13 protein-coding genes are annotated in these 12,596 nt (G+C 48.0%); 3 read left to right on the top strand and 10 right to left on the bottom strand.

Annotated elements, in window-relative coordinates:
* Nucleotides 1-9: 9 nt before the first annotated feature.
* From ACH33_RS10385 to ACH33_RS10420, 8 genes are all read right to left on the bottom strand, one after another.
* A complete protein-coding gene (locus ACH33_RS10385) occupies nucleotides 10-1,374 on the bottom strand; it encodes an ethanolamine ammonia-lyase subunit EutB (protein WP_057898958.1) in 1,365 nt (454 codons plus the stop codon).
* Nucleotides 1,375-1,391: 17 nt separating this feature from the next.
* Nucleotides 1,392-2,843: an ethanolamine ammonia-lyase reactivating factor EutA gene (locus ACH33_RS10390; protein WP_057898959.1), complete on the bottom strand. Its 1,452-nt coding sequence runs from the start codon at nucleotides 2,841-2,843 to the stop codon at nucleotides 1,392-1,394.
* A 121-nt stretch (nucleotides 2,844-2,964) separates the two neighbouring features.
* The gene (locus ACH33_RS10395) at nucleotides 2,965-3,558 is read right to left on the bottom strand and encodes an ANTAR domain-containing response regulator (RefSeq protein ID WP_175493538.1); all 594 of its coding nucleotides are present in this window, start codon (nucleotides 3,556-3,558) and stop codon (nucleotides 2,965-2,967) included.
* 3 nt (nucleotides 3,559-3,561) lie between these two features.
* Nucleotides 3,562-5,004, bottom strand: a complete 1,443-nt coding sequence (locus ACH33_RS10400; protein WP_057898960.1) for a sensor histidine kinase — start codon at nucleotides 5,002-5,004, stop codon at nucleotides 3,562-3,564.
* Between the two features lie 137 nt (nucleotides 5,005-5,141).
* On the bottom strand, nucleotides 5,142-5,642 hold the full coding sequence (locus tag ACH33_RS10405; protein ID WP_057898961.1) for a EutP/PduV family microcompartment system protein: 501 nt from the start codon (nucleotides 5,640-5,642) through the stop codon (nucleotides 5,142-5,144).
* Nucleotides 5,643-5,658: 16 nt separating this feature from the next.
* The gene (gene eutS, locus ACH33_RS10410; RefSeq protein ID WP_057898962.1) at nucleotides 5,659-6,000 is read right to left on the bottom strand and encodes an ethanolamine utilization microcompartment protein EutS; all 342 of its coding nucleotides are present in this window, start codon (nucleotides 5,998-6,000) and stop codon (nucleotides 5,659-5,661) included.
* A 160-nt stretch (nucleotides 6,001-6,160) separates the two neighbouring features.
* Nucleotides 6,161-6,403 (bottom strand): hypothetical protein, encoded by a 243-nt coding sequence (locus tag ACH33_RS10415; protein WP_057898963.1) that lies wholly within the window; start codon nucleotides 6,401-6,403, stop codon nucleotides 6,161-6,163.
* Nucleotides 6,404-6,555: 152 nt separating this feature from the next.
* On the bottom strand, nucleotides 6,556-7,251 hold the full coding sequence (locus ACH33_RS10420) for a PIG-L deacetylase family protein (RefSeq protein ID WP_057898964.1): 696 nt from the start codon (nucleotides 7,249-7,251) through the stop codon (nucleotides 6,556-6,558).
* Nucleotides 7,252-7,620: 369 nt separating this feature from the next.
* Here ACH33_RS10420 and tkt point away from each other — a divergent pair, with 369 nt between their 5' ends.
* From tkt to ilvA, 3 genes are all read left to right on the top strand, one after another.
* Complete coding sequence (gene tkt, locus ACH33_RS10425; RefSeq protein ID WP_057898965.1) at nucleotides 7,621-9,627, top strand: transketolase; 2,007 nt, start codon at nucleotides 7,621-7,623, stop codon at nucleotides 9,625-9,627.
* A gap of 153 nt (nucleotides 9,628-9,780) precedes the next feature.
* Nucleotides 9,781-10,293, top strand: a complete 513-nt coding sequence (locus ACH33_RS10430; protein WP_057898966.1) for a DUF2179 domain-containing protein — start codon at nucleotides 9,781-9,783, stop codon at nucleotides 10,291-10,293.
* A 161-nt stretch (nucleotides 10,294-10,454) separates the two neighbouring features.
* Nucleotides 10,455-11,663: a threonine ammonia-lyase gene (ilvA, locus tag ACH33_RS10435; RefSeq protein WP_057898967.1), complete on the top strand. Its 1,209-nt coding sequence runs from the start codon at nucleotides 10,455-10,457 to the stop codon at nucleotides 11,661-11,663.
* Nucleotides 11,664-11,718: 55 nt separating this feature from the next.
* Here the strand turns inward: ilvA and ACH33_RS19855 are convergent, their stop codons facing one another.
* Both ACH33_RS19855 and ACH33_RS10440 read right to left on the bottom strand, forming a co-directional pair.
* On the bottom strand, nucleotides 11,719-11,883 hold the full coding sequence (locus ACH33_RS19855; RefSeq protein WP_175493539.1) for a hypothetical protein: 165 nt from the start codon (nucleotides 11,881-11,883) through the stop codon (nucleotides 11,719-11,721).
* Between the two features lie 93 nt (nucleotides 11,884-11,976).
* Nucleotides 11,977-12,507 (bottom strand): PadR family transcriptional regulator, encoded by a 531-nt coding sequence (locus ACH33_RS10440; RefSeq protein ID WP_057898968.1) that lies wholly within the window; start codon nucleotides 12,505-12,507, stop codon nucleotides 11,977-11,979.
* Nucleotides 12,508-12,596 lie beyond the last annotated feature (89 nt).

Genomic DNA, 12,596 nt, shown 5'->3' on the forward strand with positions numbered 1-12,596 from the left:
TCTCTCCTCCTAACGTGCAAAAATCGTCGGATCGCCGGCCCGTTTGCTTAAGTTACCGCCTTCCGTAATTCCCATCTCTTCCAGCCAGGCTGCAAACTTCGGCGCCGGCTTCTTGCCCATCGTCTGACGCAATGTCGCGATATCGTGATAGCTCATCGACTGGTAATTTAGCATACAGTCATCTCCCATTGGGGTGGCAATAATAAAGTTGACGCCGGCCGCCGTCAGCAGCACACCAAGTTCTTCCATGTCGTTCTGGTCAGCACGAATATGGTTGGTGTAACAAATATCTACCCCCATCGAAATGCCATGCATCTTGCCCATAAAATGATCTTCCAGCCCGGCACGAATGACCTGTTTACTGTCGTATAAATATTCCGGTCCGATAAAGCCGACAACCGTGTTGACAATATACGGATCAAACTTTCGGGCAAAACCGTAGTTTCGCGCCTCCAGCGTCATTTGATCGATGCCGTGGTGCGCTTCCGCTGACAATTCCGAGCCTTGGCCTGTTTCAAAATACAGACGCTGCGGCCCCTGGCTCATCCCTTTTTCAGCGATCATTTGCTTCGCCTCTTCCAACATCGCGGCGGTAATCCCGAAGGAACGGTTAGCCGCTTCCGTCCCAGCGATGCTTTGGAAAATCATATCGGCAGGCGCACCGCGTTCAATCGCTTTCATCTGAGTAGTAACATGGGCAAGCACACAGTTTTGTGTCGGAATTTTCCATTCTCTAATAAACTCATGTGTCACTTGCAGGAGCCGTTTTACACTGTCCACCGAATCGTCTACCGGATTGATGCCGATAACTGCGTCGCCTACACCATAAGACAATCCTTCTTTCAGCGAAGCAAGAATACCGTCCACGCTATCGGTCGGATGATTCGGCTGCAGGCGGGACGCGAGCGTGCCTTTCTGTCCAATGGCGATATTGCAACGGGAAATCACCTCGATTTTATTCGCAGCGTGAATTAAATCGAGGTTGGACATTAGCTTTGCGGCCGCTGCGATCATTTCGCTTGTCAGCCCGCGGCTCAGCCGCTTCAATTCCCTGTCCCCTACCCGATCGTTCAAAATGTACTCCCGCAGTTTTGCCACTGTCCAACCTTTAATGTCCTGAAAAATGGTCTCGTTGACCTGTTCATCAATGATGCGAGACACTTCATCTTCGTCCGGTGGAAGCAAAGGGTTGTAGCGAATATCCTCAAGCGTCAATCCGGCGAGCACCTGCTTGGCTGCGATGCGCTCCTGCACCGTTTCGGCGGCTAGGCCTGCAAGCCGGTCACCTGATTTCTCCTCATTTGCCTTGGCAAATACTTCTTTTAAATCTTTAAACTCATATACCTGGTTTTGCAGCGTCGTCTTCAACCTCATCGGTACACCTTCCTTTCTCAAGAATGGAACGCGAGCGTTTTGACAACGACAGGCACAACCTCTGATTGCAGCACCCGTCCGATATCAAGATAATCCCCGTTTTCCACATGTATCTGATCGATACAAAGCACACTGCGCTCCGCTTTCATAGCCATGAGCGATTGCCCAAGCACTTTGGCCATATCGTTTTCCACGACAATGACAAGCGGCTGACCTTGATCCGGCTGCTTGCAGAATGCTTCCAGAATCGCGGCCGCTACTTCCTGCACCTCGTAAAACCTGAGCATCGGCACATCGGACAGATAGAGGGCGAAATTCCGTCCTTCCCTGTTCGGATCATACAAGGCAATCGCCTGCTCCACCGCCCGAAATATTTTCTCGCGCGTGCCGTTCGATTCATTTTCAAATGATAGACGGTAAACAGGTAAATTCTTAATCGGCAACGATTCCTTCTCGACCTGAATCGTTGCGCCGCTGATTTCTGTCGTCTGCGTTCCCGCGCCAAGTACGGTCGCCCGCACAGTCTCCTTAGGCTGAATCCATCTCCAGCGTGCAAGCGCCGGATGACGGCGAAGTTCTTCGGACAACTGTACGCCTAAATCGTTGTAGACAGGCATACCGGTTTCTTCCTCACGTTTTTCCAAATGGTATATGCACTCACCCACACCGCCTGAGAACATAATGTCTTCTACCGGAACATTCCAGTCCGGCGGGTGACCGAGCAGCAACGGCTCGTCTTCCAGCTCCACTTTTCCATCTAAAATCCGGCCGAGCGTGTCCGCCATCGCCACCGTCACTTCACGGATGGCCAAAGAGTCCGCCGCATCTCCCAGGGCCAGTTGAATTCCTTTTTGTGCGATCAACTTCTGTACAGGCGACGAAATCTTTTTTACCTGTCCATCCTCATATTCAATGAGCCGGCCACCGATATGAAGCGTACACGTTCCTTTAAATATACCTGCCTGGTAAACGGCGATATTGGCTGTTCCGCCTCCAATATCAATATTGGCCACCGTTCTGCCTGTCACTTTCGAATATTCATAGGCTCCGGAACCTTTGGCCGCAATCATCCCTTCCAAATCTGGTCCTGCAGTGGCGACGAGAAACTCACCTGCCTCATCGGACAAGCGGCGTACCATTTCTTCAGCATTTTCTTTGGTCGCTGTCTCGCCAGTAATAATCACCGCACCTGTCTGAATATCTTCCGCACGGATACCCGCTTTTGCATACTCCATGCGCACCAAGGAAAATACGGCGGGAATGTCAATCAAATAATCTGCGCTGAGCGGAGTACGGTAAATCGGGCTTTTATGGATAATTTCGGTGTCAATAATTTCAATGCGCGGCACCTGGCTGGCTCCAGCCGTGTTCATCAGAGAAAAGCGGCTAATCACCAATTTTGTGGTGCTGGTCCCAATGTCGATACCTGCGCTAATAATCTGTTCAACTTCTCGCTCAACCCGGCGCATGATTCCCCCCCTTTCTTTGTATCCAAAAAACGCCCTATACGACGGAATGTAGGGGTCCGTCACATAGGGCGCCTTTGCCTCTGTCTATTCTTTTTTTGTTTTATGAACCAAAACATTGTTGTTAAAGAAGCGAATGAATGTCAAGCGCACGGTTCTTTAAGACGTATTCCGCCACTTCGCCCATCGTTTTGCGCGTATTCATACAGTATGTACGCATCGTTTGATAGGCGCGTTCCTCGTTTAGTTGATAGACATCCATCAGAATTCCTTTCGCCTTTTCCACCCGTTTGCGTATCTCCATTTTTTTCTCCATCTCTTTAATGTTGCCGAGGAGCGATTTCACATGCCGGGACTGGCCGATAGCAACCTCCACCGCCGGAATCAAATCTTTTTCGGTAATCGGTTTGACTAAATATCCGAAAATATGTGCTTCCTTCGCCTCCGCAATGAGCTCTTCTTCCGTATGCGCGGTCAGCAGAATCGTCGGAATATCAAATGAACGGTAAATAATACGGGCCGCCTTCAATCCATTCATCTTTGGCATTTTTACATCCATGACGATTAAGTCAGGACGATGGCGGGCGGCAAGTTCAATCGCGGTTTCCCCATTATTTGCTTCCGCCACCACTTCATATCCAGCTTCCTGTAGCATTTCCTTAATATCCATGCGCAGGATAGACTCGTCGTCCACGACCATCAATCTGCCTTTACTCACCCGTCACTCCCCCTGTTCTGCCGGAAAGGAGACGCTTGCTCGCGTGCCTCCCCCTTCATTTTGCATAATCTCAAATGCTCCACACAGGTCAAAGTGCGTTAAATTTCGCACAATTTCAAGCCCGAGCTGGTCGGTTGCTGACTGCGCTTCAAATCCTTTCCCATCGTCTTCTACACAAAGGCAGAGCTCATTTCCATGCTTATAAAAATGGATGCGAACAACGCCTGAGGAACGTCCCGCAAACCCGTGCTTTAAACTGTTCTGAACCAACTCTGTCAGGATCAGTGCAAGCGATACCGCCTGTTTGGACTGGAGAGCGATTTCCTCAATTTCCATGACAACATCCACTTTGCATTCTTCAGACGCCATATTGTAAACGAGCATGCGCGCGATCTTTTCGATGACTTGGTTCATCGCTACCTGTTCGATTCCGTTGTATGACAGTACCTCATGAACGGTTGCGATGCTAATAATCCGGTTCAAGCATTCCTGATACAGCCCCTTTGCTTCATCGGGAACTCCCCGTCTCATTTGCAGACGCAACAGCCCGGCTACCGTCTGCAAATTGTTTTTCACCCGGTGGTGAATCTCCTGGATAACCGCTGATTTAACCATTAACTGGCGCTCCTTATCCCGTAAATCGGTAATATCTCGCAAATAAAGAAGCAGGCGCCGTCTCTTATCTTTTTGCTGCAGGCAAATGCTGCGCAGAACGTACACCATGCCTTGGTCGTGTACCTCTCGCTGAATGACCCCGTCATGGAGATAATCGCTCTCAGCAATGAACGGAAAAATTTCGTCCACTTTTTTATCCGTGTAATTTTGTCTCGTGAGACCGCTGCGCGATTCGATCAGGCCGATCGCAAAATTGTTTGCGTACAGAATTGTCCCATCTTCGCGCAATAGAAGTAGCGCTTCTTCGATTACATCCGGAATCGACTGTTCTTTAGAAATCAAATCCCAGAACGTGCGGCTGAATTCCTGCGTTGTTTCCGATAAAAGAGCCAATTCCTTTTCATGCTTTACCTGCAGTGTAATATCCTGCTCCAAAATCAGCATACCGATCGTTTGCCCTTTGCCGTTCTTAATCGGTACCACATTTTGCTTAACGTGGTGCCCCTCCTGAGTCAACGCCCGGTTCATAATCGCGGGCTTTCCTGTCCGATAGGCACGAAACACACCAGGCTCGTACGATTCGAACACTTCTTTTCCCACAACGCTCTCCTTATACAATGAGTGCGTGGTTGTGGGAGCCGCTTCCGCCACCACAATGACAGCGCTCCGATCTTTCACCGGGCAGTCGATAAAAACGTTCGCTTGGGAAACATCCGCTATCATTTGTAGCGCTTCACTTTTTCCGATAATAATTCGAATATCTTCTTCGCTAAGAGGAGTGTACTGCTGGCATAAATGGTAGATTCGTTTTGCTTCTGCGACATCAATCATACTTGAAAGACTCCTTTTACGTAAAAAAGGCTCCTCCAACAACACGCACACTTCCTCATTGTTGATAGGCGCCTTTGCCTGTCAGATATTCATTTTATTATCTTAATGATAATAGAAATAAAATTATCTGTAAAGGGTTACATGTAAGAAATATTTTCTGATTTAGAATTCGCGCAATAATCTTTCATTTCTTCACGTGAATGGCACGAGATCAACGCTTTCATTTCCTCTAACCCTTCGTTCTTATACGCTGAAACGAACACAATTGGGCCATCCGGAATCGCACGCCGCAATTGTCGCGCCGCCCGTTCTCTGTCTGCCTCCGGAGCGTCGGTTTTCGTTACTACCCCGATAGCAAGCTTCGGGATACCTGTTGCAAACCCGGGGGGAAAAATGGTCTTTGGGTTCGTCGCATCCTGAATAAAAAGCACATGGGTAACTTCAAGCGCCGTTGCCATGATATTTTTGTAGAACAGCGGGTTTTCGGTATATTCGCCCGGCGTATCTACGATCCAGTCCCGATAGATGAGCGATTGAGTTTTCACAGCGGGCACATCGCGTCCTAAGAGCGCATTGGTAAGCGTGGATTTGCCTGCCCCGATGGCACCAATCAGCATCGCGCGATGTTTTTTCTGCATTTCCTTTCCTCCCTGACTATGATTTCGTAATCATGGCCGGCGTATAACCGAGATTGTGCGCTAAGAATTCATTAATGCGCTGCATTGCGGTTTCCACTTCTGACACGCTGCCGACCAAGACGAGACTGCCGGTAAACCGGTCAAGGAAGCCGATCGTTACACTGGCCGCCTTCGTCGCCAAATCGCCGGCAATAATCACCGTCTCGCTCGGGGTCAGCGTCAGAATACCGATGGAACCCCCTTGTGGAATTCCCAGCTTGTCAAACATATCTTCATCCGGATTGGCGATTAAATGGCTTAATGTTACCTGTTTGCCCGGCACAAATTCCTGGATAAACCGCTTTTTCTCTTCTGCCATGCACATTTTCCTCCTCGCAAACGCAAAAAGCCCCTGCCAAATATGACAGTGGCTCCGTTGCCGCACAATTTTTTCTATATATTATAGCATAGTGATAAATAAATACAAGCATCTATGACTACTGGTCAGTCCGCGCCCCATTTCTGTGACATACGCGCACCTACCTTTCCAACCTCTCTTTCAACTTTTCCAGCTTGACAAACGGGTTTTTTCTCCCTACTGGTTTCATTTTATGCCTTTTGCTGCACACATTGCACAAGAACCCAGCTACGTTTTTCTCTTCTTCTTTGTTTTCGGCGGCGCTGCGATAAACAGCATATACTCGTTCTTGAATCGGCTTACCGCACGCCATACAAGTCTCATCGCGGTTCATCGTTTCCAATCCTTTTAAAAAATAATGCATATATATCAAAAAAACTTTGCTTCACTTACCTGATAGCCGCTTACAATCCCTTTCTTAATTGCCTATTCTACGCTAGTATACGCCCAATGTCCAGAAGGCATGTCGCTGAAATAAGTTGCCAAGACATATACCTAGCAACTTATTTTTATAGATTACCTGTCATCTGTTAAGAACGTTTCCTTCTTATTCGGCCAATATACGCCTCGCTCCCAGGCTAAAACAAACGATTCGAATCTAAATCCACTCAGCGGTTCCTGCAAATCCCCAAATACCCTTTTGACAGACCCAATTTGTGACTCATGAGCCAATAATGCTTTTACCTTTACTTCCCAATGAATTTGACTATCAAATTTCACAGTTGGAGAATGACCTGCTTCTTTTAGTGCTCGACTAGCAACATAATATAATTTTTGTACAGTTGGACATTCCCCACTTAGTATGGCTTCACGCGTAGCATGATGAATTGCGGTATGATCCGGATGTCCAGAAATACCATCTTCCGAAAAAGTGATAACAATTTGCGCCTGCTGATCATTAAGAAACGTGACAATATCATTTACCAATTGATAACGATCTATGCTAGCTAATTTCCCATCAGGATAATTTAAATGATGGATTGCAAATATACCCATGACATCTGCTGCCTTTTGCAATTCCTGTTTCCGTTTTGCCGCCAGCTCTTCTTTAGTCATGGGGCCCAAACGCCCCGTTTTCCCGGCTTCACCTAGGGTTGCCACACAAAGTACAACATGATTCCCTCGAACAACTAGTTCACGAATCGTTGACGCACATGCAAATGATTCATCATCCGGGTGTGCAAAAACGAAGGCAATCGTATTTTTTTTCAACGCATTCCCTCCTCCTTATGTACTGTCATTTACATATTCATACACCGCGGTATAAACACAGTATTCCCTTTACTTTACCAAACTTATTTAACAGAAGCTGCCATCCATTTGAAAAGAAATATTTGAGATGAATTCATGAAATATCCCCCTATTGCAGATGCAATCACCCAAACATTCAAGAAAAATGACAAGGCTGTGCTCCATATTACAAATTACAAAAGCCCGATAACGTGCTGTTCTCTCGACAAATGAAAGATACACTGGAAAAAGTTTTATTTGTCAGCTTGCTTTTGGCATAATGAAAAGTAGGAAGACATCATACACATGCATCGAGAAGATGATGAACCATGAAAGGGGCTTTGGAACGGAATGAACAACCAAACGCTTGACCAGCTCGCAGTCAACACCCTACGTGTTCTTTCGATTGAAGCGGTAGAAAAAGCGAAGTCCGGTCATCCCGGCCTTCCAATGGGAGCAGCGCCAATGGCGTACACGCTCTGGACGCGTTTTATGAAGCATAACCCCGCCAATCCAAGCTGGGCGAATCGAGATCGGTTTGTGCTGTCGGCAGGACATGGTTCCATGCTATTGTATAGCCTGCTGCACCTGACCGGATATGATGTGTCACTTGATGATTTACAGAACTTTCGCCAATGGGGCAGTCCTACGCCGGGACATCCGGAATACGGTCACACACCGGGCGTGGAAGCAACGACTGGCCCGCTTGGACAGGGAATCGCGATGGCGGTCGGCATGGCGATGACCGAACGCCACCTTGCCGCAAAATACAACCGCGAAAACCATAATATTGTTGATCATTACACATACGTCCTCTGTGGGGATGGCGATCTGATGGAAGGTGTAGCGGCTGAGGCCATTTCCCTTGCTGGCCATTTGAAACTGGGGCGCCTGATTGTGTTATACGATTCCAATGATATTAGCCTTGACGGAGAATTAAGCCTTGCATTCTCTGAAAATGTGAAACAGCGGTTTGAAGCATGCGGTTGGCATGTCTTGCGTGTGGAAGATGGTAACGATATCGAAGCCATTTCCTGCGCGATTGCCAAGGCGAAAAACGAAACAGAACACCCGACGCTAATTGAAATTCGCACAACGATCGGGTACGGAAGCCCGAACAAAGCAGGAAAATCGGAAGCGCACGGTGCGCCGCTCGGCGCCGAAGAAATCGAACTGGTACGCAAAGCGTATGATTGGGAACATGAACCGTTTACAGTCCCGGAAGAAGTGCGAGCTCACTTCTTGGAAGTCAAGATGAGAGGGCAGCGGGCCGAACAGGAATGGAACGAGAAGTTTGCAGCGTACAAACAAGCTCATCCGGATCTTGCCAAACAATTCGAACAAGCGATGCGCGGAGAATTGCCCGTAGGCTGGGACAGCGAATTGCCTTCCTTCGCTCCAGAAGATGGAAAAGTCGCAACGCGTGAAGCGTCGGGCCAAGTGATTAACGTGATTGCAAAAACCGTGCCATTCTTTCTCGGCGGTTCTGCTGATCTGGCGTCATCCAACAAGACGATGATTAAAGACGAGCCGAACTTTATGCCCGGCCAGTATGAAGGCCGCAATATCTGGTTCGGCGTGCGCGAGCATGCAATGGCTGCTATCATGAACGGAATGGCGCTGCACGGCGGCGTCAAAGTATATGGCGGCACTTTTCTCGTATTTGCCGATTATCTCCGTCCGGCCATGCGACTTTCGGCGCTGATGGATGTACCTGTCATTTATGTATTCACGCATGATAGCATCGCCGTTGGTGAAGACGGACCAACGCATGAACCGATTGAGCATTTGCCTGCGCTGCGCGCGATTCCAAACTTAACTGTGCTGCGTCCAGCTGATGCCAATGAAACAATCGCCGCCTATCGTTACGCGGTAAGCCGCAGCAAAGGGCCGATCGCGATGATTCTGTCCCGCCAAGGCCTGCCTATACTTGAAGGAACAAAAGAAAAAGCGACTGAATCGGTAGCGCGCGGCGCGTACATACTCTCTGATACGGACGGTACACCGGATTTGTTGCTTATTGCCTCCGGTTCAGAAGTAAGCCTAGCGCTTTCGGCCAAGCAAAAGCTTGAAACGAAAGGCCGCCGCATCCGCGTAATCAGCATGCCGAGCTGGGAACTGTTTGAACAGCAGCCGCAAGAGTATAAAGATAAAGTGTTGCCACCGGACGTGAAAGCTCGCGTCGCTATCGAAATGGCGCATCCGCTTGGTTGGGAACGCTACGTAGGCGATAAAGGCAAGGTGCTTGGCATTACTAGGTTCGGTGCATCCGCTCCTGGCACAAAATTGATGGAAGAGTACGGGTTCACACCGGAGCATGTGGTAGCTATTGCGGAAAAAGTAATAGCTACATCATAAACATGATGCTCAGCGGTCTCCCACATAAGGGAGATCGCTTTTTTTGTTAAGAAGTGAGCTTTTAGCTTTACAGTTTTTGTAGGAGTATGATATTTTATGCGAGATGAAAGGAAAGAAAGTTGTATGTTGCATTGAAACAGGAGGGGCAAAACAATGGAACAGCTGCTCATTATTTTTACCATTAATATTGTGTATGTATCGTTTTTTACTATCCGAATGATTATGGTGATGAAGGGACAGAAGCTGTTAGCCTCCCTCGTCAGTATGGTGGAAGTGTTCGTATATTTGATGGGTCTTTCTCTTGTGCTTGGTAATCTTAATAATCCGTTCAATCTTGCGGCTTATTGTATTGGCTGGGGCACCGGCGTATATATGGGTAGCAAAATCGAGGAACTGTTAGCGCTTGGCTATGTAACTGTGCAAATTGTACTTGATTCATCTCAGAATGATATTAGCCGTATCCTGCGTGAAAAAGGATATGGGGTAACCAGTTGGCAAGCAAACGGTAAAGATGGGCAGCGTGTTGTAATGAATGTACTCGCGAAACGAAGAAACGAGAAGAAGTTGTACCAGACGATTAAAGAATTGGCGCCGAAAGCGTTTGTGATTTCGTACGAACCGAGATTTTTTTACGGTGGCTTTTGGACAAACCGAATTACAAAATAGTACAATAGGAAAATCTAACATATCGGAACAAGTTTGATGATACATTTGACTTAAATTCCAGTTTTCCTGTTCTCTTGCCGCCGAAGGGAATGGGAATCCATCGACGTTCGTATCATTATAATTAAAGGCACCATCTATTTCTTACGGAAGGACGGATTCACATGATTACACTCGACGGGATCCGGCAGGCAAGAGCTATCCTTCAACCTGTCGTCCGCTACACTCCGCTCGACTACTCGACCACATTCAGCGAACTGGCCGAAAACCAGCTTTATTTAAAGCTAGAAAATCTGCAAAAAACCGGGTCTTTCAAAGTACGTGGTGCTTATAACAAAATCGCTTCCCTAAGCGAAGAAGAAAAAGCGTGCGGGGTAGTGGCGGCCTCCGCTGGCAATCACGCGCAGGGTGTTGCTTTCAGCAGTACAAAAGCTGGCATCACAAGCACCATCGTTATGCCTGAAGGCGCCCCGCTCAGCAAAGTGCAGGCTACGCAAAAGTACGGCGCACAGGTCATTTTACACGGTCAGTCATTTGATGAAGCATTAGAAAGAGCGTTTGAAGTGCAAAAAGTGAGCGGAGCTACATTTTTGCACCCCTTCGATGATCCGCGTGTTATCGAAGGCCAGGGAACCATCGGGCTGGAAGTGCTTGAGCAATTGCCTGATGTGGATGCCATCGTCTGTCCGATTGGCGGTGGAGGACTTATCGCCGGAATTGCGGCAGCGATAAAAACGCTTAAGCCTCATGTGAAGGTTTATGGCGTAGAAGCCGCGGCATGCGCCAGTATGGCCGCATCGTTAAGCCAGGGACAACCGGTACTTGTAGAAAGCACCGGGACGATTGCTGATGGTATTGCAGTCAAGAAACCAGGTACCCTAACGTATCAATTGGTGCAAAAATACGTGGATGACGTGTTTCTAGCTGAAGATATCGAAATCTCGCGCGTAATGTTGTATCTGCTGGAACGCAGCAAACTGCTCGTCGAAGGGTCCAGCGCCGCCGCACTCGTGCCGCTCTTGTACCGCCGCATACCGTTGACCAATAAAAAAGTGGCCGTCATTTTGAGCGGCGGAAATGTAGATGTGACATTCATGTCACGCATCATCGAACACGGTCTTATCGAATCAGGCCGGTATATACGCATTGCGACGACCGTGCATGATAAGCCGGGCAACCTTAATCGCCTGCTATCGATCCTGGCGCAAGAAGGCGCCAATGTTATTTCCATCCATCACCACCGTATCAGCCCGCGCATTGTTCCAGGTCAAGCAGAAGTGGAACTGGAGCTGGAAACAAACAACCGCGCACATATCGAACGCATTGAAAAACGCTTGGTGCGTGAAGGATATCCTGTTAACGAACGAATGTGAAAAAGACGGCGGGACGGCACCTGCTGAGTTGGACTCGCATGATATCCACTCTGCGTTACCACATATAGCGGACGCCATAGCGCCCGTCTTTTACCCGAAAAATTTCAATGACACGAGGACTCCTGTATCCTTTTGTCCACCAGTCTTCCTCCATCCGCTTCACAAGGCAGCTCGCTTGGAATTTTGTGTTGAATAGCGCCATCCAATAAATCCATTTCATGCCCTGTTTTCCCTCCTTATGATTGCTACAATCTCTCTGCACGCTTACAATCCCTCTTACATGTCTCCCTTATTTTTACAGGGAACCGGGATATCATGTGTCCCGTCTCTGTTTTTTCAAAAGGTGAGCAATTGTGTCCTGAAGCCAATCCCGATCGCTTTTAAGCAAGCGAAGGCGGCGATCGATGGTTAGGTCTACGCTTGGATTATGCTCATGCTTCGGCACTCTTTCATACACTTTAATCTGTTCCTCCAGATTTTTGAGCCTTGCTTGAAGGCAACATATCACTTCGTACGGCGAAAGATGATCAAGAAACATCAACCCGATATCGCCCGGCAGCGTGACCTGCTCCAAATGCGAAAGATTCTCTTGCAAGAGGCGGTAAAACTCCTTCTCTCCTTCTTTCGTAATCGAATACACCTTGCGCGGCGGACGATTCTCCTCCTGCTCCATACGCAACGTCACATAGCCGGCCTCATGCAGTCGGTTTAGAATGGCGTACGCCGTCGCTTTTTTCAAATTCATAATCTGACTTACATTTCGTTCGATAAATTCGTTAATTTGATAACCGTGCTGGCTCTGATTCTTTAATAAACCTAACAGCAATAACGCTCGTTCATCCATTCCTATGTTCCCCTTTATGAATTTCCTTTGTTATCTTACCTATCCTGTAGCAAAGGATAGTGGAATCTAACCCCGAACCGCAAAAGAAT

Source organism: Aneurinibacillus sp. XH2 (genome assembly GCF_001439585.2).
Lineage (GTDB): Bacteria > Bacillota > Bacilli > Aneurinibacillales > Aneurinibacillaceae > Aneurinibacillus > Aneurinibacillus thermoaerophilus.

What these genes read in the sequence shown, in the direction of transcription:
- ACH33_RS10385 (WP_057898958.1), bottom strand. Translation starts at nt 1,374, where the DNA reads ATGAGGTTGAAGACGACGCTGCAAAACCAGGTATATGAGTTTAAAGAT.
- ACH33_RS10390 (WP_057898959.1), bottom strand. Translation starts at nt 2,843, where the DNA reads ATGCGCCGGGTTGAGCGAGAAGTTGAACAGATTATTAGCGCAGGTATC.
- ACH33_RS10400 (WP_057898960.1), bottom strand. Translation starts at nt 5,004, where the DNA reads ATGATTGATGTCGCAGAAGCAAAACGAATCTACCATTTATGCCAGCAG.
- ACH33_RS10405 (WP_057898961.1), bottom strand. Translation starts at nt 5,642, where the DNA reads ATGCAGAAAAAACATCGCGCGATGCTGATTGGTGCCATCGGGGCAGGC.
- eutS (WP_057898962.1), bottom strand. Translation starts at nt 6,000, where the DNA reads ATGGCAGAAGAGAAAAAGCGGTTTATCCAGGAATTTGTGCCGGGCAAA.
- ACH33_RS10415 (WP_057898963.1), bottom strand. Translation starts at nt 6,403, where the DNA reads ATGCATTATTTTTTAAAAGGATTGGAAACGATGAACCGCGATGAGACT.
- tkt (WP_057898965.1), top strand. Translation starts at nt 7,621, where the DNA reads ATGAACAACCAAACGCTTGACCAGCTCGCAGTCAACACCCTACGTGTT.
- ACH33_RS10430 (WP_057898966.1), top strand. Translation starts at nt 9,781, where the DNA reads ATGGAACAGCTGCTCATTATTTTTACCATTAATATTGTGTATGTATCG.
- ilvA (WP_057898967.1), top strand. Translation starts at nt 10,455, where the DNA reads ATGATTACACTCGACGGGATCCGGCAGGCAAGAGCTATCCTTCAACCT.
- ACH33_RS19855 (WP_175493539.1), bottom strand. Translation starts at nt 11,883, where the DNA reads ATGAAATGGATTTATTGGATGGCGCTATTCAACACAAAATTCCAAGCG.
- ACH33_RS10440 (WP_057898968.1), bottom strand. Translation starts at nt 12,507, where the DNA reads ATGGATGAACGAGCGTTATTGCTGTTAGGTTTATTAAAGAATCAGAGC.